Below are 23330 nucleotides of genomic sequence, written 5' to 3'. Positions count from 1 at the left end.
CGTCTTCTCCTGCTTCCGACCTTCCTGCCAACAGGCGGAAATCTTCTGATTTCCGAAGAACCGCTGAGGCAAGGTTAATTCCCGCCGACAACGGGGTCAATGCGGACCGGAAATGGATACGCCCGAACGGCCTCGCAGCAATCGAATCGGCCTTGACAAGCCGCCTCGCGAACAACAAGCTCAGTGATTGGTCGACATTCGTGCCCGGAGGAATTTCCCATGACTCGCAAAGAGGAAAAGGCCTATTCCCAGGAAGAGATCGAACAGCGCCTGAAACAGGAGCTTCCGCAGTGGTATTACGAGAACGGCTGGATACGCCGCAAGTTCAAGACCCACGGTTGGAAAGCCACACTGATGGTGGTGAATACGGTCGGGCATCTGGCGGAAGCCGCCTGGCATCACCCCGATTTGACCGTTTCCTATGCCTTCGTCATCGTCAAGCTGATGACACACACGGCGAAGGGCATAACGGACAAGGATTTCGCTCTGGCAAAAAAGATCGAGGAGGTCGTCCAGTGGCGTCCGGACTCGGAAACCGGCGGTATCCTGGAAGGCACGCCGGACGATCCACGCTTCAGATATCTCAAGTATGACTGAGCGACTCCAGGAGCTGCTTCGCCTCCTTTTGGAGCTTCGGACGAAGGAATAGCAATTTCCATCGGCTGCCGCCGCATTTCCGCCACAGGACCGCCGAGCGGATTCCGGCCAGCAAAAGCGAACGAATCCTGTTGCCGTTCTCCGGATCGGACAGATACATCTGCTCGCCGGTCACCATTATCCTCGGCCGCAGCTGGCTGACGGTCTGCTGGTAGGAATCGGCGAGCGTAGCGAGCACCTCTTCGTCCAGGACACCTTGCTGTTCCGCCAGGGCCGAGGCTTTTTCCATCCCTGAGCGAATCACGTCGAGCATGCGCGGCTGTTTCATAAGCCTGCGTTCGAGAAAAAGTAGCGTCGAGGCATAGCGAGCCTGCTCCGGATCGACGACGTCGGGACCGCCCAACTGTTTCTCGATCTGCCTGAGTCCCGTCATGACACGGTGCAGCCCGCCGTATACATCCACCACCTCCGCCGAATCGATCCTGAGCACGCTGCCGATGCTGGCTTCCATGTCCTCGCGGTCGGCCGTTCCCGACTTGGCGATGTGCTGCACGAGGTAGACCGCCTGGGATAGGCCGGCCAAAGCGATCACTTGATTGCGTAAGATTCTTGTCATGACAGACCGCTGCTCAATTCACGGTGATAGGGGTAAACGGTCGAATAATCAGGATTCATATGAATTTTTGTACCGTAGTTTGGAGCCATTCCCGCAGGCCGCTCGCCCCGAGCGTGTCGAAGCGCCCGTCCTGAGCCGGTCGAAGGGCTTTCATGGCCTGCCCGGAATAAGCGCTAAGCGGTCTCCTGCCGTCTTCGGGATCATGGTTCGCGCCGATTGTATTTCACCGCATTTCCCTTGGCCAATTCGACGGGATACTTCTCGGCATTTTTCCGCATCTTTTCACACACCGCCTCCTCCAGATCGATGCTCAGCCGGTCGGCCAGCCTCAACAAATAGATCAGAACGTCCGCGACTTCCTCCCTCACCGCCCGGTAATCCTCGGGCTTCTCAGACAGACGATACGACTCGCTGTCCTTAAGCCATTGAAAACGTTCCAGCAGTTCGGCGGCCTCGACGGCAAGAGCAATCGCGAGATTTTTCGGACTGTGGAATTGGTCCCAGTCTCTTTCGTCGGCGAACTCTCGTAAAGCCTGTTGTATCGCTGCGATGTTCATGGAAAGCTCTGTTAGCGTATTTTTTTATTAAGGCGGATTAAGCGAAAATAGTTAACACGAATACGGCAAGAGAATGAATACACCCAGTTCCGGACGAACTCCCCGTGAGTTCGTGCAGTTTTCGTAAAACAATCGCTCGTGAAGGTGTAAAAATGGAAAGTCTTATTCAGAACCTGCAACGTACGATTCGCGCCTTGGAAACTCTGAGCGAACAAAAGCTGCCTGAAGCCGATCAGGTAGACGAGTTGCTTGATCAACTATTTCAGCAGAAAATCGACCTAGTCAATCTCAGCGTAAGCAGTTCGTCGCCGGCCTATCAGCAGGCGGTTCAAGCCATGAGCCAGGCGGCGGCGCGCGTCGAAAAGGCCGCCAAGGAACCGTCCCGCCTGAACGAAGCCGTTCCGGTCGTTTTCGACGCCGTCGGCAAGCTGGCCAAGCTCTTGAATCACGTGATGCCTTGACACGTATGCAACCCACACCGCCGCCGGGCCAGCGCTTGCCCTTTCCGCCACTGCATGCGGCCGGGGAGGCGCAGCTCGCGCCAAAACCCGGCTCTCTACCCCACCTTCGTTGTCCGCCTATCGATTCGGAGACCTATGGACGGCTGGAACGGCGGGTAGGGCGCTGCCACCTCAACCAACGACTGGGCATAGAACATGATTTCGAGGCCCGGGTATTCGGACAGGGGCGCACTTTTTTCCACATTGAAAACTGGTATTCCGTTCATGGCCTGATCCGCCATATCCTTCGACTTCTATGGCTGCATAACCGGGGCCGCGAAAATGCCCGGACCATAGAGGTCCGCCATAACGAATTCAAGCTGGAAGGGCTTCCTCGGGAGTTCGACGGTTTTACCCTGCTGCACATCACCGATCTTCACCTGGATATCTCGGAGGACATTCCCACGGCGCTCATCGATGCCTTGAACCGAATCGATGACTACGACATCTGCGTTCTTACCGGCGATTTCCGGGCAAAGACCTTTGGCCCGTATCAACCGGCCGTTGCCGCCATGCAAATGGTTCGTCCGTTCCTGAAAGGACAGATCTACGGCGTTCTGGGCAATCACGACACGATCCGCATGGCGCCTGAGTTCGAAAATCTCGGAATTCAGATGCTGCTGAACGAGTCCATAGCGCTTACCCGAGGCGATGCAACCATCCATCTCGCCGGTATCGACGACCCTCATTACTACCGAGCCGACAATCTCGAAAAAGCGACCGACCAGATTCCCGAAGACGCCGTTTCCATTCTGCTGTCGCATTCGCCGGAAATGTACCGGCATGCGGCCTACGCAAATTTCGACGTCATGCTGAGCGGCCATACCCACGGTGGCCAGATCTGCCTGCCCGGCCCCATTCCCTTAATGCTCAACGCCAACGCCCCGAGAGCATTCTGCAACGGATACTGGCGTTATCACTCCCTGCAGGGTTATACATCGGCCGGCAGTGGTGTCAGCATCGTGGATGTACGCCTGAACTGCCCGCCCGAGATAACCCTGCACCGTCTGCGCTCGATCTAATAGGGCTGCTCGCGTATTCTGAGCTGAAACAGGATGCGCGAGACGACGAGTTCCAGGAACACGAAGCCGGCGACCAGGCCGGCGATCTGGATGAGTTCCAGACCCAGCTCGACGCGCACGGCAAGTAGCGGGAACAAAGACTCCGGAATTTGATCCAGTCCCAGCGCCATGCCGCTCGCCGGAACGCCGAGACGCCTCTTGATGAAGCTGGAAAAGAGATCACCCAGCATGGCCGCAGCCCCTACGCAAAGACCCAGTTCGAACGGTAGTCCGACTCCCACGGCAGCCACGCCGGTAACCGGAATCGCGGTAATCAATCCTCGCCAGGTCTTGGACGAGCCGAACAACGGACGCCGATCGATAAAGCGCGCACCGCCGTCTATGGGCCACGCCAAGCGCTCACCCAGGCCTTTGTTGACCAATATCGGAGCACCGTTTGCCGCCATTAGCAGGAACAGAAGTTTGAATGCCAGCATTGTTTTCTTGATCGGCCGCCCAAAAATTGATACCGAGATCCCGGAACCCTGTCGCTTCAGCTCAACAGCACCGCCACCAGGCCGGTGATGAAAATGCCATCAAAGGTTCCGGCGCCCCCGATGGATGCGATCGGAGCCGCCATGCGGCGGATGTCCTTCAAGCGCAGGAGATCGGCTCCGATCAGAACTCCCAGGGACCCCGATATGTAAGCGAGCGGTGCGCGAAAATCTTCTCCCAGAAAAATGGCGGCCAGCGCCGCCGAGAGGGGGGCTACCAGGATCGGCATGCCTATGCCGACGCCTGGAATGGGCCGGCTCATCAAATAGCTCACGAAAGTGACGAATGCCGTAGCCGCAAGAATGTGCAAGGGCGGGACACCATAGGTTTTCACCAGGTATAGCGAGAACAGCACCGGGACCAAACAGCCGCCCACGTTTACCGCGACCTGCGTACGGCCGGTAAATGGTACCGGCGGGCGGCGCAGCAGACCGTATCCCGCTCTTTCGACCGGCGGCTGTGGAGCGGACACACGCAGCGTAAACAGAGGTAGATTGACGGCGCTCCCGAGCAGGGATGTGATCAGCAGCGTCAGCGCCGATTCGGGATCCAGACCGAGCTTCCGGAAGGTCAAGGTAATCAAGCCCAGCTTGATGCTGAAGATGACCCACAGCAGCAAGCCCAAAAAAAACAAGAAATAGAGCGGTGAAAACGGTGATCGCATCAGGCTGGTCCGGCACATAAAGGAAGCTCTGAATAAGCCCTCTCCCTCTGGGAGAGGGTTGGGTGAGGGCCTGTTGGATCAATCAGTTGCACAATCGCTTCGCCGAACTGGAGACTTAATCAGAGCTTCCTAAAATGGGCCGTGGGAAATAAGCCCACGGCCCCGAAAACTTATTCGACTTTAATACTCTTACGCTTGGAAGAAGCTACTTTGGGAATGGTCAGCTCGAGCACGCCGTCCTTGAAATTCGCCTTTGCCTTGTCGCCTTCCACCGGGCAAGGCAGACGGATGGCTCTCTGGAACTCTCCCCGGCTCAACTCGCGCCGATAAAACTGGCCTTTTTCCTCCTCTTCCTCGTGTCGGCTCGTCGCTCGAATGTTAAGCACGTTGTCCTGCAACGAGACGTCGAGGTTTTCCTTGTCGACACCAGGCAGCTCGGCACGAACCAGCAGATCCTGTTCGCGGTCGACAACGTCCACTCTAGGCAAACGCCCGCCAGAGAAGAATTCTCTTTCCGGCCAGGCTCGCCCGAAAAAGAACGGCTGCATCCAATTGCGCCGCACCTCGTCGAACCACTGCTCGATCTCGTCCAACGGGCTTAAGAATTGCCCCGCTTGCGGTTGCGCCACTTCTTTGCCGGCAGATTTCTTTTTTGGAACATCTTGCTTATCGGACATGGCATTTCCTCCTTAAACACACTCGAAGAGAAACTCACATGCCAGGCACGACAAGTAACCGGAGCCCGACATGTCTATTTCTGAAATAGGTCTGCCGACGGCCGTTTTCAACTCTTCCCGACGGACCGTCAACTCCCATGGGTCGTGCAACGTTCGACCATTGCCCTTGTCAAAGGGTTGCAAGAGAAGGCCGCACGGACCACACGACGTAAGCCGTGCAAACGCCATCCGGTCTTCTCTTATCCATTTTTCAGCGTGTCGGTGCCAGAAGACACCTCTTTGCATCGTCCTTTCTTATTCGCTACTCTAGCTTACCGCATCAACTACCGCTATCGCTTGATGGAAATTCTCATATTGGTCTTTCTTTTTCTGTTGAATGGCGTGTTCGCCATGTCGGAAATGGCCATAGTGTCTGCTCGAAAAACCCGTCTGCAAGAAGCCGCCCAGGAAGGCCATTTCGGCGCCAAAGCCGCCCTTCAGTTAGCCAACGAACCTTCCCATTTTCTTTCCACGATTCAGGTCGGCATTACCCTGATCGGGATTCTCATGGGCGCATTCGGTGAAGCTGCGCTCTCCGGCGAGCTGGCCGCTTATCTCGAACGGTTTCCGGAACTCGCCCCCTACAGCCGCGGGCTATCGCTGGCAGTGGTGGTCATCGGGATTACCTATTTTTCCTTGATTATAGGCGAGCTGGTTCCCAAGCGCCTGGCACTGCAAAAACCCGAGAAAATTGCCCAGGTCATCGCCCGGCCGATGAACTTCATCTCGCTCGTGGCTTTCCCTCTGGTCAAGATCCTGAGTCTGTCTACCGATTGCATCCTGTGGCTGTTGAGAACGCGACAACCCGAGGAACCGCTGGTCACAGAGAAAGAAATCAAGATCATGATCGAGCAGGGCACGGCGGCCGGGGTATTCGACAAGTCCGAACAGGAAATGGTCTCGAACGTCCTGCAGTTGGACGCCCTCCGGGTGGGCGCGATCATGACCCCGCGCATGGATATCTATTACCTGGACATCAAGGATTCCTTCGAAGAAAACCGCCGCAAGATCACCGACAGTCCATTTTCGAGAATCCCCGTATGTAAAGACGGCCTCGATAATGTCATAGGATTCGTCCAGGCCAAGGATCTACTGACCAAGTCCCTGCTCGGCGAAACCATAGATCTGAACCGCCTGCTCAAAACACCGCGCTACGTGCCGAAATCTCTCAATCCCATGCAGCTTCTGGAGGAGTTCAAGCGCTCCAAAACCCCCATGGCTTTGGTGGTGGACGAGTACGGCGAGGTCGCCGGACTGGTCACGCTGAAGGATGTCATGGAAGCCATCGTGGGCGACATTCCCATGGCCGAGTGGGAAGAAGAACCCGAAGCCATACAGCGTAACGACGGCTCCTGGCTTTTGGATGGTATGCTGAGCACCGCGAAATTCAAACAGCTCTTCAACCTGGAAGAACTGCCGGACGAGGCGACGGGCAATTTCCATACGATAGGCGGTTTCGTGATGCTGCAGCTCGGCCACGTCCCCCGCGCAGCCGACCACTTCGAATGGAATAATCTTCGCTTCGAGGTGGTGGATATGGACAAGAATCGAGTGGACAAGCTGTTGGTTTCACCGACCGATCTCGGCTGAGAAAGCGCCGAGGCGACGGGAAAACACGACGCCCGCGCCCGAATCACCGCAACTCGTTCTTGGTGGCACCGCAACGTTCGCAGCGATAAACCGTGATCAGCTTGCCCTGCTTGACATCGAAAGGCCTTTCCCGGGCCACTTTCCATTTGTGAAAACCGCTCCGGCACAATGTCTTGCCGGCCTGTTTTTCCGACGGCTTCGGCCGGCGGAATTTTACGACCTCGCCCATGTATTGACGCTCCCGAATACAGACGTTTTGAACAAGCTTTTAGGGAAAATGGTTCTGAAAGTTAAGTTGATGCGCGCGGCCCCGGGCTCCCGCGCTTTCGGAACGGAATGCCGCCACCCGTGCTGCAAGCGCCCGCCCATGAGCAGCAGACTGCCGTGGGTCAAGGCGATTTCCAAGACTTCTCCGGTTTTGTTATGGCGCAGCTTGAACCGCCTTTCGGCCCCGAAACTCAGGGAAGCAATGAACGGATTCGGCCCAAGCTCTTTTTCCTTGTCCGAGTGCCAGCCCATCGAATCCAGCCCGTCCCGATACAGATTGCCGAGCACGCTGTTGAACTGTCGTCCGCAAAAGCTTTCGATGCGGACCTTGAGTGCCAGCAAGGTCTCGGTCCAGGGCAAAGGCTCGTGGTCCACGCCCGAATAGCGGTAGACCGCGCCGGCATCTCCGTACCAGCAAACCAGCCGGGGCACCTTGACCCGGCGGCCGAACATCACGATTTCTTCTTCCCGCCAGGCCAAATCCTGCCGCAAGCGTGCATGGATCGAGTCCGCTTCCTCTCGGGAAACGAAATTCTCCACGAAATACAGTTCGCCGTCCCGGGGCGCAAGATTATGCATGGACTCGCTTTTATGGATGTCGAGGACAGACACCTGCTCAAAGACCTTCGCTATCCATCCGCTCGACCAGGCGCTGCAAACCTTCGGAGATCAGAACGGGATAGGCCCGGGCTTCCCCGATCGCTTTCAGGGTGGGCGGCAATTGCTGCAATTGCCCGCGCAGTCGTTCCCGCATAACCGACAGAGTCTCCTGAGCACCGATGCGTTTACCCTGCGCCATTACCTGGCGAAGCAGCGGTTCGCCTTCCGCTCGAGGCTCGGTCTCCTCGGCGATGACATCGTGCAGCATATGCCCGTCATCGCCGTAACAGCGGTACACCTGCTTACGCCCGGGCCAATTCTCCTTGCCCTTCGACCGCTTGCGCCTGGGCCGTCCGGCATATTCCTGCAGCTTGTAGGCACAGTTGAGATAAGGCATATCCTGGGAGGTCGTCAGACGTGTCCCGACTCCGAACCCGTCGATGGGAGCGCCCGCTTCGAGCATTCTGGAGAGTTCGTGCTCGTCCAGATCACCGCTGGCGAAAATAGTGCACTCGGAGAGCCCGCCGTCGTCCAGAATCGATCTCACGCCTTTGGCCAGCTCCACCAGGTCGCCGCTGTCGAGACGCACGCCTTTGACGGCGATATTTTTTGCGGCCAGCCTTGCAGCCAAAGCCACCACTTTTTGGGCCGACTTCAGGGTGTCGTAGGTATCGATCAGAAGCAGCACGTTGTTCGGCAAGCTTTCCGCAAACCGCTCGAACGCCTCGGCCTCATCGTCGTGCGCCATGATGTAGGAATGCGCCATGGTGCCGTAAATCGGTATGTCGAACAGCTTGCCGGCGAAGACGTTCGAGGTGCCGTCGAAACCGGCCAGATAAGCGGCGCGGGCGGCCATCAATCCGGCCTCTGCACCGTGGGCGCGGCGCAGCCCGAAATCCACCAAGAGCTTTCCGGGCGCCTCGAGCACCGCTCGAACCGCCTTCGACGCGATCATGGACTGAAGTTGGATGATGTTGATCAGTCGCGTCTCGACAATCTGCGCTTCGGAAATCGGCGCCGTCACCCGAACGATGGGTTCATTCTGAAAAAAGACCGATCCTTCCGGAAGGGCATGGACGTCCCCGGTAAAGCGAAGACTCGACAGATACGCGATGAACTCCGGCGTAAAGTCAGCCAAAGTGCTCAGCCACTCGCACTCCTCCTCGGAAAATTTAAAGTTTTCCAAATATTCGATCAGCTGTTCAAGACCTGCGGCGACCAGAAAGTTACGGTTCGGCGGAAGCTTCCGCACGAACAGTTCGAATGTCGCCGTGTCGGACATGCCCTCCCGGCGATAAGCCTGCATCATGGTCAGCTGGTAAAGATCGGTCAGAAGCGCGGTGTTTTGCCCGTTCATAAGAAAATCCGTTCGTGTGAAACCAGGCGAGCGCTCTATGCTGGCTCGGCGGATAGCAACCCGTTGTTGAAGCGGTGCAGAATTTTTCGGCTGTTCAGAGTCATATTCCAATAGGGTCTACCCGTAATGCATCATCCGGTGATTGAGTATTCGCTGTCAAACGAACTGTTGCTTCGAAGGGCGTCTGCATGCGCGCCGAATGTCTGGTTCGCTCAAACGCCACGACATATAATTCGCGGATATCCGGACATGGCATCAAGTTCCGGGTCCTCTTCGAGGCCGGCGTCAACCGACTTGAAACTTTGGCGCAATCCGCCGGCCTTTGGTTCAGAGGATTTCCCATAGACGAGATCGCAAAGCTTGCGGGCTCGGGAATCCGTGTCGAAAATCACTGCTTTCACAGATCGGGTATAAGCAATGGCTAAAATTGTGTTGAAGGTATCGGGCATGAAATGCGGCGGCTGCGAAAATCAGGTTCAGGACGCCGCCAAATCCTGTGTCGGCATTTCCGAAGCCAAGGCGTCCCACCAGGCCGGCACGGTCGAAATCGATTACGATGATACGAAAGCCGACTTAACGTCGGTCAAAAAAGCGATCACCGAGAAGGGTTTCACCGTCGACTAAAGGTTCCGCTGCGCGAACTTTTACGCCCGGCGATACTTTTTTCCCATTGGGACGAGTGATCAGCTCGGCTTCGCGGAATCGGAGCCACCCCCACAAATCCAGCACAGGTTTGAAGTATGGTAGCCGGCTCGTAACGGTATTCGGAGAAGGGCCAATGGATAGAATGAAATGGCGAATCGCGCCGTACACCTGTCTAATGTCAGAGAGGTTTTCGAGCAGGGAATTGCTCAGCGGCCTTGATGCCGCGGCCCAATGCTCTAGTACTATAAAAAGGGTAATCACATGAAAACGCCTGCGCACATTGCCGTTACGGGAGCGGCGGGACAAATCAGTTACGCATTGCTGTTTCGGCTGATTGCAGGAGATCTGCTGGGCGATGATCAACCCATCGTCCTGCATTTGCTCGAAATTCCCGAGGCAATCGCCGGATTGGACGGCGTAAAAATGGAACTTATCGATTGCGCCGCGCCCTTACTCCACGATGTGGTCGTGTCCGACGATCCTTATGTGGCTTTCGAAAACGCCGATCTCGCCTTCCTGATCGGCGCAAAGCCCCGCGGTCCCGGCATGGAGCGCAGGGACTTGCTAAGAGTGAATGCGGATATATTCGCCGTCCAGGGGCGAGCGCTCAACGCTTCCGCCAAGCGGACCGTCAAAACGCTGGTGGTCGGTAATCCCGCCAACACCAATGCCTTGATCGCCCAACACAATGCGCCCGAACTTCCGCCGGAAAATTTTTCCGCGATGACCCGGCTCGACTACAATCGGGCAAAAAGCCAGGTGGCCATGCATTGCCGTTGCCCGGTAAGCGAAATCAAGCGGGTGATCATCTGGGGCAATCATTCAACTACCCAGTACCCGGATTTGCATCATGCACTGGTCCGGGGAAAGCCCGCTCTCGACAAGCTCGAATGGGATTGGTACGAAAAGGATTTTATCCCGACCGTACAGAACCGCGGCGCGGTCGTGATTCAAACACGCGGAAAATCGAGCGCCGCTTCTGCTGCCAATGCGGCTTTGGACCATATGCGGGATTGGTTATTCGGCACACCTGCCGGCGATTGGACCAGCATGACCATTCTCAGCGACGGCAGTTACGGCGTCACACCGGGTCTCATGTTTTCCTACCCCGTGAAAACCGAGAATGCGCGGTACCAAATCGTACAGAATCTGGAAATCAATGAGTTCAGCCGCAACAGGCTCCAGATAACCGAGGCCGAACTATTGGCCGAACGGGAAGCGGTGCGGCACCTCCTTCGCTGAAGACCGGCCGGTGCATTGTAAATGCCGGTCCGGCACCACTGATGCTGCGGGGCAGTGGCACAATCCCGGCCACCGCCCCACTTATGGGAAGTCAGTTCGTAACCAGCAGCAGCTCCAGCAAGGCCTTTTGCGAGTGCAAACGGTTTTCCGCCTCGTCCCATACCACGCTTTGCGGCCCTTCCAGCACTTCCGCGCTGACCTCTTCGCCGCGGTGCGCCGGCAGGCAATGCATGAACAAAGCGTCCGGAGCCGCAAGCTTCATCAAAGACGCGTCCACCTGATAGCCCTGGAAAGCCTTATTGCGCTCGGTTTGTTCGGATTCCTGCCCCATGCTCGCCCAAACGTCGGTCACGACCAGATCCGCTCCGCGCACCGCCTCCGACGGATTTCTCAGCAACTCCACCCGACCGCCGGCCCAATCGACCAGCGCTGATTCGGGTTCGTAGCCCGCGGGACAAGCGATCCGAAGCTCGAAATCGAGTAGTCCCGCCGCGTGGATGTAAGTCTGGCACATATTGTTGCCGTCCCCGACCCAGGCCACCGTCCTACCGACGATATCGCCCCGGTGTTCGAAATAGGTCTGCATGTCGGCGAGCAGCTGACACGGATGAAATCTATCCGTCAGGCCGTTGATGACCGGTACCCGGGAGTAAGCTGCGAAAGTTTCCACGGCCTTATGAGAATGAGTGCGCAGCATCACCCCATCGACCATGCGCGAGACGACCCGGGCGGAATCCTCGATGGGTTCGCCCCGTCCCAGCTGGGTATCCCGAGGCGACAGAAAAATCGCGGCGCCGCCGAACTGCACCATGCCGACTTCGAACGACAGGCGCGTGCGGGTCGAGGATTTCTCGAACATCATCCCGAGCACTTTGTTTTTCAGCGGTTCGTAGGGGCTCTTGAGATGCTTGAGTTCGATGGCGCGCCGGATGAGCGCACGGAATTCGTCGTTGCTCAGGTCCAACAGTGTAATCAAATGACGCGGTTTCATACGCTTTCTCCGGCTCTCTGGGCCGTATAGTCGGCGACCAGAGCAGAGATGCCTTCGATCAGCACGTTCTCGTCATCTTCGTTTAAAACAAACGGCGGCAACAAGCGTATCGTTCGATCCGCCGTGACATTGATCAAAAGGCCCCGGTTTAGCGCCTGAGCAACCATATCGGTGCAAGGGGTATCGAGTTCGATGCCGATCATCAGCCCTTTTCCGCGAATATCGACCACGCGAGGGTTGCCCGCCAGTTTGTCGCGAATCCCGGACAGCAGACGCTCACCCAGTTCTCCCGCACGTTGCACCAGGCCGTTTTCGGCGATCGTCTTCAATACGGCCAGTGCGGCACTGCAAGCCAGGGGATTGCCGCCGAAGGTGGACGCGTGCTTGCCTGCGGTCAACATATCCGCGGCGATCCCTCTAGCGAGGCAGGCGCCGATCGGTACACCGTTGCCCAGGGCTTTGGCCAGGGTCATGACGTCGGGCATGATGCCGTAGTGCTGGAAGGCAAACCATTTGCCGGTCCGGCCGATGCCGGTCTGGACCTCGTCCAGCATCAACAGCCAGCCGCGCTGGTCGCAGACGCGGCGAAGGCCGGACAGATAATCGTCGGTCGGAACCCGTACGCCGCCCTCGCCCTGCACCGGTTCAACCAGAACGGCCACGACATTGGAATCATTGACGGCCTCGACGGCGGCTACGCTGCCGTAGGGTACCCGGATGAAACCTTCGACCAGGGGTTCGAAGCCGTCCTGCACCTTGGGATTGCCGGTGGCGCTCAAGGTCGCGAGCGTACGCCCGTGAAAGCTGCCCTCCATGACGACCACGGCCGGCCGCTCTACGCCGCGATGATGCCCGTAACGGCGGGCGATTTTGAGAGCGGCCTCGTTGGCTTCCGCTCCGGAATTACAGAAAAAGGCGTTATCCAGTCCACTCAGGCGGCACAATTCGCCGGCTAGCTTTTCCTGCAACTGGACTCGATAAATGTTGGAGGTGTGCAGCAATTTGCCCGCCTGTTCGCAGATGGCGCGGGAGATTGCCGGATGGGCATGACCCAGGCTGCATACCGCCACGCCGGAAATGGCGTCCAGATAGCGCTTGCCCTCCGTGTCCCAAAGCCATGCACCCTCGCCCCGGTCGAACGTTATCGGCAACCGGGCATAAGTCGGCATTACCTGACTGGTCATCACTCTTCTTCCCCAAAATAAAAAGGCAGTCGCAAGACTGCCCCGAAAAGAAGGGAAACATTATATTGAAAAAAAACCCTGGCACAAGCGCTCGGGGGCTTGACTATACCGTGATCGCAGGTGCCATAGCCCCCGTCTTCGAGCGGCGCGCGGATGAACCGTGCACAGATCGGCGGAGGCCGGGCTCGGCGAGTTGCCACGAACGCTGCCGAGTGCCGGCGCAAATCGCCAGCCACCGGATCGGAAAAGGTGAAAAGCGCTCGGAACTCGCGGGATGACTTTTCGTGTCATTCAACCAGGCCAGCAGACCTTGTCAGTTAGAAAAAGTTAAGAAAGTCATAACAATTTACAAAACATTTACTCAGCGGACGCTATATATCGTAAATATCTGTATTAACGGACAAAATAGCGACTGGCTCAATCCATGCTTACCCCCATGAGCTCTAATCGTTGAGCTCTCTGACGAAAAACAAGACCAAATCTACTTTTCGATATCTCGGAAGCTAAAACAATGACATCAACAATGACATCAAAAAGTATCACCAGGATCGTCCCAGTTACTGTATTCGCCTTCATTGGCGTTCTGAGTACAGAAAGCGCCAAGGCGCTCTCATTGTCGTACAACGATTTTTCCAGCACTGCCGGACTCACTCTCAACGGAACTGCCACCCAGGTTGGGAATGCAATCCGTCTTACGTCCGCAAATTTCATTCAAAGCGGTTCATTCTTTTCCACTTCTCCGGTTACTCTGGCGAACGACGTGTCCTTTAGCTCGGCATTCCAGTTTCGAATCACCGATGCAGGAGGTGCTGGGGGTGGTGCTGACGGTTTGACCTTTACGATTCAAACAGTATCCGACACCGCAGGCGGTATCGGCCAAGGAATCGGATATGCCGGCATCGGCAATAGCTTGGCCATCGAATTCGACACTTATTTTAATGTTGGCCTTGACGAAACCGGTGGCAGCAATCACGTCGGCATCGACCTGAATGGAAGCGTCGACTCCGTCGTATCTACCGGCGAACTGTCTCCGAACTTCGACAATGGAAATGTCTGGTACGCGTGGGTCGATTACAACGGCCTCACGGATACTTTGGAAGCCCGCTGGTCGGACACGAACAACCGGCCATCATCTGCGGGTTTATCGCTTATCGTCGACCTGACCACGGTTTTGCAAACGCCAAACGTGTTTGTCGGCTTTACTTCCGCTACCGGTTCAGGCTACGGGAATCACGACATCTTGGCATGGCAGTTCAACGACACCTTCGCCCCCATCGGCGCAGTGCCCGAACCCGGAGTGCTGGGTTTAATGGGAATCGGCTTTTTAGCCGCCGTTAGGATGCGTCGAAAAACACAATGACGCTTTCTTGTGCGCGAACGCTTTCAGCAATCAACGGCGCCTTTTGGCGCCGTTTTTCTTACAACCAAAACGTTCCGATAAACACCCGTGATCGAACCGGACCGAACGCGGCGCAATTTCACTCTTACTCATCCGCTTCTTCGACATATTTATAGAGCGTGGGCTTCGAGATGCCCATCATCCGGCAGATCTCGTCGACGGATTGTTCACGCTGGTGATACAGGCTGACCGCCAGCCGGCGCTTGGCCGGCGCCAGCCTTTTCGGCCTCCCGGTCCTACGCCCCTCGGCGCTGGCGGCGTTGAGCCTGGCCCTTGTCCGCTCGCGATTCAGATTTCGTTCGAACTCGGCAAGCGCGTCGAAAAGCGGGAAAATCGCCTTGCCGCTGTCCGAGGTCGTGTCGATCGATTCTTGAAGACTTTTAAGCCCGATACCCCTGCGCTTGAGCTTCCCCATCAGATCGATCAGATCCCGTAATGAGCGGCCCAAGCGATCCAGGCGCCAGACGACCAGCACGTCTCCGGAGCGTGCGACCGCAAAAACCCGACTCAACCCGGGCCGGAGAGCCTTGGATCCGGTTATCCGGTCCTCAAAAATCCTGGCGCAACCGGCCCCACTCAGAGCATCGTGCTGCTGGGCCAGGGTTTGATCGAATATCGAAGCTCGCGCGTATCCGATCAACATGTCTCAAGCCGTCTTGGCAACGGTAAGAGCATCGACCAATGCCAGCTCAAACCAGGAATATTGCTGTGACAAGATATTTTCATATATGTAATCTTTGTCCAACATTCGCAAAAATGCTTGTAATCCATTACTGATTTTTTTGTACGTTTTGGATTACATAACCCGCAGAACGAAGGCGCACCGTTGGAATTAGGGATCGAATTGGCGGTTCCGCTCGCTCGCGGAGCGATTCCGGGCGCGAGCTGAGGGAAGGATGTCAATGTGAATATTCACTTGTATTGTCGAATGCCCTTCTCGATACATTAAGAGCCTATCTCCGTAGGTCGTTCGCCCTGAGCTTGTCGAAGGGTTTTGAAGACCTACTGGGATAGGCTCTAAGGCGCACTTTCTTGATGATTGCCGGAAACAACACACGGTTGTAGCGGATACGATATCGGGCTGTTCTCTCTCCGCCATTCGTCATGACCCTTCCGCTTATCGGCGGGTCGCCTAAAATGCACCGGCAATGGAGAATGGCAATAGAACCGTTTAACTTCGGCGTTCAGACTTTCCGGATCAAATCGCCCTTGCCACGACAGCAGACCGAATGATGAAAAACCGAGAACATGGCGGTCTTGGATGGCATCACGAGAAGCCGAAACCGGCCATTTGAAGGAAGCGCTTTCGAACCTACAGGCCTCCGGGGACGCGCCTTCCCGCGCGGAACCTCGAGGCTCTCATCAATGAAGCGAATCAAATACAGGTCAACCCAGGAGAAGCCCTGATATGAGCGAACTCATTCTTTACGCCGTCGAAGGAGAAAACTCGGCTCCGGGCGAGCAGCTCGGCGCCGGCATCCATTCCCGGAACCCACAAGAAAGATCGACGGCTTCGGCTCAAGACGGAAACGGAGAAGAGCATGTCCGTGGTTAGTCCTTCCGAGTGGTTCGTCCGTTATCAGAATCATCCGGCCACCGCCCCGGTGCGCCTGTTCGCCTTCCCTTTCGCCGGCGGCGGCGCGGCCATTTACCGGGAATGGGGCAACCGCCTGCGAGGCGTGGATGTATACAGCGCGCTTCTACCCGGCCGCGAGCGCCGCTTGGACGAGCTGCCGATCGGCGATCTGCATCAGCTTTTGGACCCGCTGCTGCCGGCTTTACTGGCCTTGGCCGACCGGCCATTCATTCTGTTCGGGCACAGCATGGGCGCATTGATCGCTTACGAACTGGCCAGGCGTTTGAAGGAACGGGGCGTCAGCCCGGCCCACGTGATCGTTTCCGGCTATCGTTCGCCGGACCGGCCGCGGCGCAACCGCACCTTACATCACCTGCCCGATGCCGAACTGGTCGACGCTTTGCGGGACTACGGCGGAACCCCCGCGAAAATACTCGAACATGAGGAAATGCTTCAGATACTTTTACCCATGTTGCGTGCCGATTTCCGTCTCAACGAGACCTATCTCTACACGCCGGGTCTCATGCTGGATTGTCCTCTGACCGCTCTGGCGGGACTCGCGGACAAACTCGTCACGCCGGACGAGATGACCGGTTGGGGAGAAAAGACCGACGGCGATTTCAGCCTGGTGCGCATCCCGGGTGGACACTTCTTCATTCTCGAGTGCCCCGATCTCGTCCTGGAAACCGTACAAAACCGCATCCACGGACTGGCGAATGGCTGGAAAGCACGGGGCAGCGAGTGGTAGAGCGGCGGTGACCGTCTTCCGGACTACGCTCGGTTTCGGCGCATGGCAAAACAACGAGGATCGGGGTCCGTCGAACGCGGAATACCGGCGGTCTTTCGGTCCTCATGGATAGAAGACCTACGGGGTGCACGGTCGTAGGTCGGCAATCCTTTGCCGACGAATACTTGAGTCGATTTGCCCTGGCCGAAGGCGCCAACGACTTCCATCAAGGCTGTTAGTCCGTTTGAGTGAGATGAATTCGCTTTAGGGGACAAACGACTTTGGCCGCCCCCAGCGTGGACGCTTGCCTTTCGCCTTCTCCGACGAACTGTGCACGGTCTGCCCGTGGTCCTCGAACCATAGGCGCCCGGCTTCTTCCAGCGAGGGGTTTCCGCTGTCGATGAAATCCCGCGCCATCTGCGCATTTCCCAGAAGAGTCAGGGCGTCGATGAGACTGTCCTCGGTTCCGGGCTGTCCGGTTTCGATCAATTCGCCGTGAGCGTCGGCCACCGGGGCGAGGCACTTCATTCTTGCGGCAACGGCATCCCCCGCCCGCGAGTCCTTGGCTTTACTCAGTACCGTTGCGGCCCCGCTGCGAATTCGCCAATTATCATCATCCAAAGCGGCGATCAATGGGGATATTGCATCGGCCCCCAGTATCAACAGCGTTTCCCTGGCCACACCCCGAAACCGGGCGTCGCCATCCCCGAATCCGGCAATCAATGCGTCGATCGCCGGTTGGCCGATGTTCCCCAAGGCTTCGGTCACCCCGGCCCGGACCGCCGGGTCGTTGCTGCGCAATGCCGCGACCAGGGGCTCCGAAGCCGGCGGTCCGATCGCCGCCAGCGCTTCGGTCAACTTGGTTCGAAACCCCACCTCGCTGTCCTCGAGCGCCCCGATCAAAGCATCGACCGCCCGCGCGTCGTGCAAGCGTCCCAACGCGACCGCGGCATCCCACTGGACCGAGGGTTCCTCGTCCTTCAAAGCTTCGGTCAACGCCGGCACCGCGTGGGAGTCGCGCAGATATCCCAGCGACTCCGCGGCTTCGCGGCGAACCAGGGCGTCGCTGTCGAACAAGGCGTCGATCAGCGGCTCCACGGCCGCGGCATCCTTGATTTCTCCCAGCGCTTTCGCGGCTCCCCACCGAACCGGCGGTTCACCGTGCTCGAGCGCATCGACCAGAGGCCGGACCGCCTTTCGCTCCATCTCCCCGAGCGCCACGGCCGCCGCCCACTGCACCGCCGAATCGCCGTCTCTCAGGGTGTCGAGCAAGGCTGCGACCGCCCGCGGGTCCTTGAGCTCGCCCAAGGCTTCGGCGGCTTTCCGCCGAACCTCCGGGTTATCGTCGTTCAAGGCGCCGACCACGGAATCGAATGCCCGGGGGTCGCCGATTTCACCCAGCTTTTCTATAGCCTCGCGACGAACCACCGAATTGCTTTCCCTGGCGGCATCGATCAGAACCCCCACGGGCGGAGACTCCTCGGCCACTATCCCGACGGAAAAAAGATATCCGAAGAGCAACGCCGGCCGGAGCTTTCCCTGTACCTTGCTCATGCCACGGCTCGGAACACCCTCTCAGGGCAAAGCTCGACGCCAGTAGGCCCTGTGCAGGCTAAGCCGCCGGTTGAGAAACAGCGGCAGCTTGCGGTGCAGCGAACTCCCCATTTTGAAGCCCAGCCACTTGAGGCCGCTGCGCAGGACGGCGGACGGAACCAGCCGCGGCGCGTTCTTTGCGAGATAGCGCAGTTCCGAAACGACGTAGCGCCGCCCCTCGCCCGCTGCTTTTCCGAAGGTCTCCTGCAGCCAGGGAGTCCGGGCGTGAAACACGCCGATGTCGAAATAGCGCTTGAATTCGTCGGCGTAAGCATAATCGTGCGAATGGTGGACCCGGGCATCCGCACGGTAGGCGACTTTCCAGCCCGACAACAGCATTTTGCCGGCCACGAAAGTGTCTTCGTTCATCACGGTATCGGTCGGAAACCCGCCCACGTCGAGCAGGGCGCTGCGCCGGTAGGCGGCAAACGAATTGGAGATGAAGGCGGTTTTGATGCCCAGCTGGCGGCGATCCTCCAGGCTCCGCACCCGGCTCTGCGGCGGATAATTGAATAGACGCGCATGGGCACCGATCGGCTTGGCGTCCCGATGCGGGAGCTGGCGGCCGTAAGCCGCGCCGACACGCTCGTCCGCAAACGCTTCCAGAAGCCGCTCGATGGCGTCGGGACCGGCAAGCAAGGCGTCCTGCGTCATGAACACGATGATCTCGGCGTCGTGCAAGAGGCCGATCCCGAGCTGGCGGGTTCCGCCGTGGTTGAAATCGGCTTTGGCGATGACATGCACGCCGAAACCGTAGGAACGCGCCAGCGCAACCGTATCGTCGTCGGACGACGAATCGATGACCAGAAGACGGTCGGGCCTCCGGGTTTGCCGCTCGAATGCGGTAAGCCAGGATGGCCAGAGGGCACCTGCGTTCAGGGTGGGGACGATCAGGCCGATCTTGGTCATGGGCGAACTCCGAGTGGTGCGAATGAATCGAGTTGTGGCCGAACTCCCGGCGACCATGCGCAGGATACGCTCAGTCCGGCCTACAAAGAGCTATGTCCTCGGACGCGGCCGCGTCCGAGCCCTGCAACACCCGCCGGACCTGCTCGCCCAGTTGCACGGGATCGAGCTTCGTCTCGGCGTAGCCGCGGGCGTTTACGGACATTCGCCGCCACGCCTCCCGGCTCAGTGACTGCGCCCGGCGCAGGATTTCGCAGGCCGAATCCTCCGCACGGTCGAAAATGAAACCGGCCCCTATCGATTCGACGTGATCCCAGACCAGACCGCGCGCGACCAGGACCGGGCGTCCCGCGGCCATGGACTCGGCCACCACGTTGCCGAAATTCTCGCGCATGCCGCCGGTTTCCTCGAGACCGGACGGAAGCGCGAGGTAATGGCTTTCGGCCAGTAGCGCCGCGACTTCGGCCTGCCCGAGATAGCCTCGGTAGCGGATCGCCCCGCCGGCCTGTTCGAGCAGGGCCTGGAACTCCTTGAAATAAGCCCCGTCCACGCTGCGCCCGGCGACCACCAGCCGGTCGGCAGGGCGCCGGGTTTTGAGCCAGGCCCGGATAAAAGCATTGATGCCTTTCTCCTGCTGGACATGGCCGAGAAAACAGATTTGGATGCCCTCTCCCTCCGGGTAGTCCGCAACCGATACGGCACGGCTGTCGATGCCGTTCGGAACCAGCAGAATCCGGACATCTCCGCCTAGCGCCTCGGTTACCCCTGCCGCCTCGGTTTCGCTGGTGCAATGGATGGCGATCGCGCGGCGCAGCGTGGGAAAGGTCAGCCATTTATAAAACAGCCATTTATGCGGCTTTCGGCGGCGGATCAGCGCGACATGCTCGGGCATCAGTCCCCCGTGCACCGCAACCATGAAACGGCGGCCGAGCAGCACGCAGAACAGGGCCGCCAGCGTGGCAGGCCAGGTCGCAATGCCGTGGATATAGACGACCGGCGCTCTCAGGCACAAACCGAACAGCCTGGGCACGGCCCCGAGTCCGAAGCCCCAGCGCCTGAACCAGTAGGAGCGATAAAGGCTGACCTTCACGGTATTGCCCAGTTGCACATCCGTCGGCTTTAGGCGGCGATCGATCGATTCACTGGACGCCACCAGCGAAATCCCGCAGCCCGACTCGGCCCATGCCCGGGTTAGAACGCCGGCGGTCACCGACACTCCGCCGTACCCCTTGGCAGGCGGTATATGCGTGGAAACCACGCCTACATCCATCGTGCTAGCCATCGTTTTTATCTCCCATACGCACAGAAGCCCCGCCATATGCCAATCAGGTTGTTGTAGGAATAAAGAAATCTTTTCCGGTTGCACAAGACTGCGGCCAGCGCCATTTTCACCATCGGCGCGATAAACATCTTTCTCGCGATGTAATACAGCATCGACAAATCATATTCATTCGCGAATTTACGGATATAGGCGCCGACGCCGGCGGAATACAAAAGCATCCTGTCCTTGCCGACTCTGTAATTATCCTTGTCGGCATGATAGATGCGTATGGCGGGCTCGTAAAAAGCCTTGTTTCCGCCGCGTAGCAACCGGTAAAGCAACTCGAAACCCTCGGCGCCTGGATACTTCGATCCTATCCCGAAATCGTGATCCAGATAAAACTCGCTCCGCTCCATCCGCGACAGATTGAAAAAGTGGGTAAACTCCACGCCCATCATGTAATACTGGGAAAAATATCGCGGTGCCTTCGAGTTGACGCCTATGCTGAAATGAGTTTTCGAGAAATCATAAGAACCGGCCGATAAAATGGCGATATCAGGCTTGTCCCGAAATCTATCGACCACTTTTTCCAAGACATCCTTTTCGTAAATGCAATCGTCATCCGGAAATGCGATGACGTCGCCCTGAGCGTAACGAATCCCGTAATCTCTGGCCCTGGAATTACCCTTGAATTCCACTTTTATGTGGTTTACGGGAAACCGCATCCTGCATGCGGCGATAACCGAATCTATTTTTCCGTCCCTGTTTTGATCGATGATGATCAACTCGAAATCCCGGTAGGTCTGATTTTGCAAGGAATTCAAAAAATGGATCAGCTCGACATCCCTACCCAAGGTCGCCAGAATAAGTGAACATTTCATGGAAATAAGCCTCCTCTATTTCTGGATTGCCTTCGAGCAAGGCTCCGCCTCCACCGGAAGAACCTGACTCCGATCACGCTTCACCTTGGCTTGCAGGTATATCGTGGCTTCATACCAGGTGAACATCAGAGCGAACTCCAGCCCCGCGGCACCGTCCAAGAACCCCCGCCGTAATACGAAGTGATACAGGAATCGGGCGAATATCCTGAACGCCGAACGCCCGAGCCACACGCTCATGCGGCCGCGCGCCGTCATCACGGCGCCCGCCGTGGGACGCAGCTGCACCTCCTGCGCGGCCTTCCCGACATGCTTGTGCATCCATTCGATAATCTCGCCGTGATAGAAATAATGGTCGTAGGCAATGGGAGAATACGAACAGCGGCAGGTATCGGTCACGGCTTCGCCGTGGCCGGTATGATTGGTGACGAATTTCACGGTATCCCTGCGCACCAGTCTCGGATGGTAGATGGGGTAGCCCGGAGCATATTTCAGAGGCTTCCCGCGCAAATAAAGAATCGACGGCACCATCACCACATCGGTCGAGTCCGAACCCGCAATCTGGGATTCGAACCAGTTATAGAATTTCACCGGATAAACCTCGTCCGCATCGACGAACAATACCCAGCGGCTACGGACATTGCAGTGCTGAAGCGCGAAATTGCGCTGCTCCGCGAATCCCGGCCAAGGATTGTGATAAACCATGCAGCCGCGTTGCTTGGCGATCGCGATCGTCCGGTCGGTACTCCCGGAATCCACAATGACGATAAGGTATCTGCGCGGTATTCCGTCCAGGCAGCGCGGGAGATTGTCTTCCTCGTTCTTGGTCAGAATAACCACGGTCAGCAAACGGTTTTTCATACCCTCTCTTCCATTGAATCGGCTAAATCTTGATAGCGTAGACGCTGAGGTAAATACCCATTCCAAGCGAATTTACGACTCTGGAAAACGGGTTCTGCAGGCGCGCCACCAGGGATACCAGAAAGGACGACAGTTTCTCCCCGCCGTTAAGGCGCCTGGATAATGTATTCGGCTGGAGTCTGGTTATCTGTTCCATGTTCATCACCTTGAGTCCATTGTTTTCAAGAAGTGTTTTCAGACCCTTCTCGGTAAAGTAATTGATATGTTCCGGAACACATAAACAGGCATTATCCCGGGGGCCGAGAAGCTTTACCGGGAATGAACCGAAATTGGGTACGGCGTAGGCCAGAACTCCGCCCGGAGCCAATAGCCCGGCCATTTTTTCGATCGCCTGCCGCGGTTCCGGAATGTGCTCCAGCACCTGCGACATCAAAATGACCCCGAACGGTTCCGAATCCTGAAAAGACTCCAGCATGATGGGTATGGGCTCATCCCCATTGAGCGCCTTGAATACCGCGTTTTCGTATTTGCCCGGATTGATACTGACGGTGCGATAACCCTGTTTTCGAAGCGCCTGCGTGTAGAAGCCGAAGCCCGAACCGACGTCCAGCGCTCGCTTGTTTCCCGAAGCGTTATAGCGATCGGCGTCCCTCGCCATGCGCGCGGCGTCGAGCGTGATGTTCGGGAACTTCGCCTCGCGCGTGAGTATGTCCGCGGCCGTCACCGGCTCGGTCAGCGCTTGGCCGGAATATTGGTAGATGGATTTCGGCCCATCCCCATCGGGCGCCCGATTCAAAAAGCCCGTGCCACAATCGGAACAGCGCCAGATATGGAATGCCTCGCCGCTGTCGCCGAGCGTGTACCGGAACCGTTTCGTGCGCCAAAATCGAAGATTCCCGCTGCCGCAAGCCACGCATTCGCGCAGAACTTCTCCGAATGAGGCGGACCCGGGCGACGCCGGCGCCGTATCGACCCCGCCCCAGGCCAGATCGGAGAAAAAATACGAAGGTATGGGCATTTACCGGACTCCTTAGGAAAGAGTTGAAT

General features: G+C 57.6%; 26 protein-coding genes. 9 read left to right on the top strand and 17 right to left on the bottom strand.

Translation table 11 applies throughout. From position 1 onward, the window contains the following. Positions 1 to 219: 219 nt before the first annotated feature. Positions 220 to 597 carry a 4a-hydroxytetrahydrobiopterin dehydratase gene (locus sS8_RS20965; RefSeq protein ID WP_119631466.1) on the top strand — a complete coding sequence of 126 codons (378 nt, stop codon included), beginning with the start codon at positions 220 to 222 and terminating at the stop codon, positions 595 to 597. Here sS8_RS20965 and hflD read toward each other — a convergent pair. Together hflD and sS8_RS20955 are read right to left on the bottom strand one after the other, a co-directional pair. Beyond that, positions 584 to 1213 carry a high frequency lysogenization protein HflD gene (gene hflD, locus sS8_RS20960; RefSeq protein WP_119631465.1) on the bottom strand — a complete coding sequence of 210 codons (630 nt, stop codon included), beginning with the start codon at positions 1211 to 1213 and terminating at the stop codon, positions 584 to 586. The two genes, sS8_RS20965 and hflD, sit on opposite strands and share 14 nt — an antisense overlap. A gap of 200 nt (positions 1214 to 1413) precedes the next feature. Then, a complete protein-coding gene (locus tag sS8_RS20955; RefSeq protein ID WP_119631464.1) occupies positions 1414 to 1770 on the bottom strand; it encodes a nucleotide pyrophosphohydrolase in 357 nt (118 codons plus the stop codon). 152 nt (positions 1771 to 1922) lie between these two features. Here sS8_RS20955 and sS8_RS20950 point away from each other — a divergent pair, with 152 nt between their 5' ends. Further along, positions 1923 to 2231, top strand: a complete 309-nt coding sequence (locus sS8_RS20950) for a hypothetical protein (protein ID WP_119631463.1) — start codon at positions 1923 to 1925, stop codon at positions 2229 to 2231. A gap of 5 nt (positions 2232 to 2236) precedes the next feature. Next, entirely contained in the window at positions 2237 to 3292 is a 1056-nt protein-coding gene (locus tag sS8_RS20945; protein ID WP_119631462.1) for a metallophosphoesterase, read from the top strand. Here the strand turns inward: sS8_RS20945 and sS8_RS20940 are convergent. The 3 genes from sS8_RS20940 to sS8_RS20930 form a co-directional block, all read right to left on the bottom strand. Then, entirely contained in the window at positions 3289 to 3768 is a 480-nt protein-coding gene (locus tag sS8_RS20940) for a CDP-archaeol synthase (protein WP_232020378.1), read from the bottom strand. The genes sS8_RS20945 and sS8_RS20940 overlap by 4 nt on opposite strands. A 56-nt stretch (positions 3769 to 3824) precedes the next feature. Further along, entirely contained in the window at positions 3825 to 4490 is a 666-nt protein-coding gene (locus sS8_RS20935) for a DUF1614 domain-containing protein (protein ID WP_119632926.1), read from the bottom strand. Between the two features lie 170 nt (positions 4491 to 4660). Next, complete coding sequence (locus sS8_RS20930) at positions 4661 to 5167, bottom strand: Hsp20/alpha crystallin family protein (protein WP_119631461.1); 507 nt, start codon at positions 5165 to 5167, stop codon at positions 4661 to 4663. A 255-nt stretch (positions 5168 to 5422) separates the two neighbouring features. Here sS8_RS20930 and sS8_RS20925 point away from each other — a divergent pair, with 255 nt between their 5' ends. Further along, positions 5423 to 6796 (top strand): hemolysin family protein, encoded by a 1374-nt coding sequence (locus sS8_RS20925; protein WP_232020377.1) that lies wholly within the window; start codon positions 5423 to 5425, stop codon positions 6794 to 6796. Positions 6797 to 6839: 43 nt separating this feature from the next. Here sS8_RS20925 and sS8_RS20920 read toward each other — a convergent pair whose 3' ends face one another. From sS8_RS20920 to sS8_RS20910, 3 genes are read right to left on the bottom strand one after another with little or no spacing between them, the layout of a single operon-like run. After that, positions 6840 to 7025 carry a hypothetical protein gene (locus sS8_RS20920; protein WP_119631460.1) on the bottom strand — a complete coding sequence of 62 codons (186 nt, stop codon included), beginning with the start codon at positions 7023 to 7025 and terminating at the stop codon, positions 6840 to 6842. Continuing rightward, on the bottom strand, positions 7010 to 7642 hold the full coding sequence (locus sS8_RS20915) for an alpha-ketoglutarate-dependent dioxygenase AlkB family protein (protein ID WP_119631459.1): 633 nt from the start codon (positions 7640 to 7642) through the stop codon (positions 7010 to 7012). The genes sS8_RS20920 and sS8_RS20915 overlap by 16 nt, the downstream gene beginning before the upstream one ends. 37 nt (positions 7643 to 7679) lie before the next feature. Then, positions 7680 to 9020 (bottom strand): nicotinate phosphoribosyltransferase, encoded by a 1341-nt coding sequence (locus tag sS8_RS20910; protein ID WP_119631458.1) that lies wholly within the window; start codon positions 9018 to 9020, stop codon positions 7680 to 7682. Positions 9021 to 9437: 417 nt separating this feature from the next. Between sS8_RS20910 and sS8_RS20900 the strand changes: the two genes are divergently transcribed. Then, on the top strand, positions 9438 to 9644 hold the full coding sequence (locus sS8_RS20900) for a heavy-metal-associated domain-containing protein (RefSeq protein WP_119631456.1): 207 nt from the start codon (positions 9438 to 9440) through the stop codon (positions 9642 to 9644). Between the two features lie 282 nt (positions 9645 to 9926). Beyond that, positions 9927 to 10907 carry a malate dehydrogenase gene (locus tag sS8_RS20895; RefSeq protein WP_119631455.1) on the top strand — a complete coding sequence of 327 codons (981 nt, stop codon included), beginning with the start codon at positions 9927 to 9929 and terminating at the stop codon, positions 10905 to 10907. A gap of 91 nt (positions 10908 to 10998) precedes the next feature. Here the strand turns inward: sS8_RS20895 and argF are convergent, their stop codons facing one another. Then, positions 10999 to 11898 carry an ornithine carbamoyltransferase gene (gene argF / locus sS8_RS20890; protein WP_119631454.1) on the bottom strand — a complete coding sequence of 300 codons (900 nt, stop codon included), beginning with the start codon at positions 11896 to 11898 and terminating at the stop codon, positions 10999 to 11001. After that, on the bottom strand, positions 11895 to 13082 hold the full coding sequence (locus sS8_RS20885) for an acetylornithine transaminase (protein ID WP_119631453.1): 1188 nt from the start codon (positions 13080 to 13082) through the stop codon (positions 11895 to 11897). The genes argF and sS8_RS20885 overlap by 4 nt, the downstream gene beginning before the upstream one ends. A gap of 511 nt (positions 13083 to 13593) precedes the next feature. Here sS8_RS20885 and sS8_RS20880 point away from each other — a divergent pair. Next, positions 13594 to 14442: a lectin-like domain-containing protein gene (locus sS8_RS20880; protein ID WP_119632924.1), complete on the top strand. Its 849-nt coding sequence runs from the start codon at positions 13594 to 13596 to the stop codon at positions 14440 to 14442. Between the two features lie 124 nt (positions 14443 to 14566). Here the strand turns inward: sS8_RS20880 and sS8_RS20875 are convergent, their stop codons facing one another. Continuing rightward, positions 14567 to 15124: a recombinase family protein gene (locus sS8_RS20875; protein WP_119631452.1), complete on the bottom strand. Its 558-nt coding sequence runs from the start codon at positions 15122 to 15124 to the stop codon at positions 14567 to 14569. Between the two features lie 765 nt (positions 15125 to 15889). Between sS8_RS20875 and sS8_RS28315 the strand changes: the two genes are divergently transcribed. Further along, complete coding sequence (locus sS8_RS28315) at positions 15890 to 16036, top strand: hypothetical protein (protein ID WP_170161197.1); 147 nt, start codon at positions 15890 to 15892, stop codon at positions 16034 to 16036. Next, entirely contained in the window at positions 16023 to 16805 is a 783-nt protein-coding gene (locus tag sS8_RS20870; protein ID WP_119631451.1) for a thioesterase II family protein, read from the top strand. The genes sS8_RS28315 and sS8_RS20870 overlap by 14 nt, the downstream gene beginning before the upstream one ends. Positions 16806 to 17048: 243 nt before the next feature. On the opposite strand, the gene sS8_RS20865 is transcribed toward sS8_RS20870, so the two are convergent. The 6 genes from sS8_RS20865 to sS8_RS20840 form a co-directional block, all read right to left on the bottom strand. After that, positions 17049 to 18338 (bottom strand): HEAT repeat domain-containing protein, encoded by a 1290-nt coding sequence (locus sS8_RS20865; protein ID WP_119631450.1) that lies wholly within the window; start codon positions 18336 to 18338, stop codon positions 17049 to 17051. Positions 18339 to 18359: 21 nt separating this feature from the next. Further along, entirely contained in the window at positions 18360 to 19286 is a 927-nt protein-coding gene (locus sS8_RS20860; protein ID WP_119631449.1) for a glycosyltransferase family 2 protein, read from the bottom strand. A 70-nt stretch (positions 19287 to 19356) separates the two neighbouring features. Beyond that, a complete protein-coding gene (locus sS8_RS20855) occupies positions 19357 to 20565 on the bottom strand; it encodes a glycosyltransferase family 4 protein (RefSeq protein WP_232020376.1) in 1209 nt (402 codons plus the stop codon). Positions 20566 to 20570: 5 nt separating this feature from the next. Further along, entirely contained in the window at positions 20571 to 21425 is an 855-nt protein-coding gene (locus tag sS8_RS20850) for a glycosyltransferase family A protein (protein WP_119631448.1), read from the bottom strand. A gap of 15 nt (positions 21426 to 21440) precedes the next feature. Beyond that, positions 21441 to 22283 carry a glycosyltransferase family 2 protein gene (locus tag sS8_RS20845; RefSeq protein ID WP_232020375.1) on the bottom strand — a complete coding sequence of 281 codons (843 nt, stop codon included), beginning with the start codon at positions 22281 to 22283 and terminating at the stop codon, positions 21441 to 21443. Positions 22284 to 22305: 22 nt separating this feature from the next. After that, on the bottom strand, positions 22306 to 23301 hold the full coding sequence (locus tag sS8_RS20840) for a methyltransferase domain-containing protein (protein ID WP_119631447.1): 996 nt from the start codon (positions 23299 to 23301) through the stop codon (positions 22306 to 22308). Positions 23302 to 23330: the final 29 nt, after the last annotated feature.

This window comes from Methylocaldum marinum, from assembly GCF_003584645.1.
Classification (GTDB): Bacteria; Pseudomonadota; Gammaproteobacteria; order Methylococcales; family Methylococcaceae; genus Methylocaldum; species Methylocaldum marinum.
Note: the sequence above shows the minus strand (reverse complement) of the source record. Positions and strands in the feature narration are given on the sequence as shown.

Coding starts and splice junctions, on each gene's coding strand:
- sS8_RS20855 (WP_232020376.1), bottom strand. CDS start 20,565: ATGGCTAGCACGATGGATGTAGGCGTGGTTTCCACGCATATACCGCCT.
- sS8_RS28315 (WP_170161197.1), top strand. CDS start 15,890: ATGAGCGAACTCATTCTTTACGCCGTCGAAGGAGAAAACTCGGCTCCG.
- sS8_RS20955 (WP_119631464.1), bottom strand. CDS start 1,770: ATGAACATCGCAGCGATACAACAGGCTTTACGAGAGTTCGCCGACGAA.
- sS8_RS20935 (WP_119632926.1), bottom strand. CDS start 4,490: ATGCGATCACCGTTTTCACCGCTCTATTTCTTGTTTTTTTTGGGCTTG.
- sS8_RS20945 (WP_119631462.1), top strand. CDS start 2,237: ATGCAACCCACACCGCCGCCGGGCCAGCGCTTGCCCTTTCCGCCACTG.
- sS8_RS20940 (WP_232020378.1), bottom strand. CDS start 3,768: ATGCTGGCATTCAAACTTCTGTTCCTGCTAATGGCGGCAAACGGTGCT.
- argF (WP_119631454.1), bottom strand. CDS start 11,898: ATGAAACCGCGTCATTTGATTACACTGTTGGACCTGAGCAACGACGAA.
- sS8_RS20930 (WP_119631461.1), bottom strand. CDS start 5,167: ATGTCCGATAAGCAAGATGTTCCAAAAAAGAAATCTGCCGGCAAAGAA.
- sS8_RS20920 (WP_119631460.1), bottom strand. CDS start 7,025: ATGGGCGAGGTCGTAAAATTCCGCCGGCCGAAGCCGTCGGAAAAACAG.
- sS8_RS20850 (WP_119631448.1), bottom strand. CDS start 21,425: ATGAAATGTTCACTTATTCTGGCGACCTTGGGTAGGGATGTCGAGCTG.
- sS8_RS20865 (WP_119631450.1), bottom strand. CDS start 18,338: ATGAGCAAGGTACAGGGAAAGCTCCGGCCGGCGTTGCTCTTCGGATAT.
- sS8_RS20895 (WP_119631455.1), top strand. CDS start 9,927: ATGAAAACGCCTGCGCACATTGCCGTTACGGGAGCGGCGGGACAAATC.
- sS8_RS20965 (WP_119631466.1), top strand. CDS start 220: ATGACTCGCAAAGAGGAAAAGGCCTATTCCCAGGAAGAGATCGAACAG.
- hflD (WP_119631465.1), bottom strand. CDS start 1,213: ATGACAAGAATCTTACGCAATCAAGTGATCGCTTTGGCCGGCCTATCC.
- sS8_RS20900 (WP_119631456.1), top strand. CDS start 9,438: ATGGCTAAAATTGTGTTGAAGGTATCGGGCATGAAATGCGGCGGCTGC.
- sS8_RS20910 (WP_119631458.1), bottom strand. CDS start 9,020: ATGAACGGGCAAAACACCGCGCTTCTGACCGATCTTTACCAGCTGACC.
- sS8_RS20870 (WP_119631451.1), top strand. CDS start 16,023: ATGTCCGTGGTTAGTCCTTCCGAGTGGTTCGTCCGTTATCAGAATCAT.
- sS8_RS20875 (WP_119631452.1), bottom strand. CDS start 15,124: ATGTTGATCGGATACGCGCGAGCTTCGATATTCGATCAAACCCTGGCC.
- sS8_RS20840 (WP_119631447.1), bottom strand. CDS start 23,301: ATGCCCATACCTTCGTATTTTTTCTCCGATCTGGCCTGGGGCGGGGTC.
- sS8_RS20950 (WP_119631463.1), top strand. CDS start 1,923: ATGGAAAGTCTTATTCAGAACCTGCAACGTACGATTCGCGCCTTGGAA.
- sS8_RS20885 (WP_119631453.1), bottom strand. CDS start 13,082: ATGACCAGTCAGGTAATGCCGACTTATGCCCGGTTGCCGATAACGTTC.
- sS8_RS20845 (WP_232020375.1), bottom strand. CDS start 22,283: ATGAAAAACCGTTTGCTGACCGTGGTTATTCTGACCAAGAACGAGGAA.
- sS8_RS20860 (WP_119631449.1), bottom strand. CDS start 19,286: ATGACCAAGATCGGCCTGATCGTCCCCACCCTGAACGCAGGTGCCCTC.
- sS8_RS20880 (WP_119632924.1), top strand. CDS start 13,594: ATGACATCAACAATGACATCAAAAAGTATCACCAGGATCGTCCCAGTT.
- sS8_RS20915 (WP_119631459.1), bottom strand. CDS start 7,642: ATGCATAATCTTGCGCCCCGGGACGGCGAACTGTATTTCGTGGAGAAT.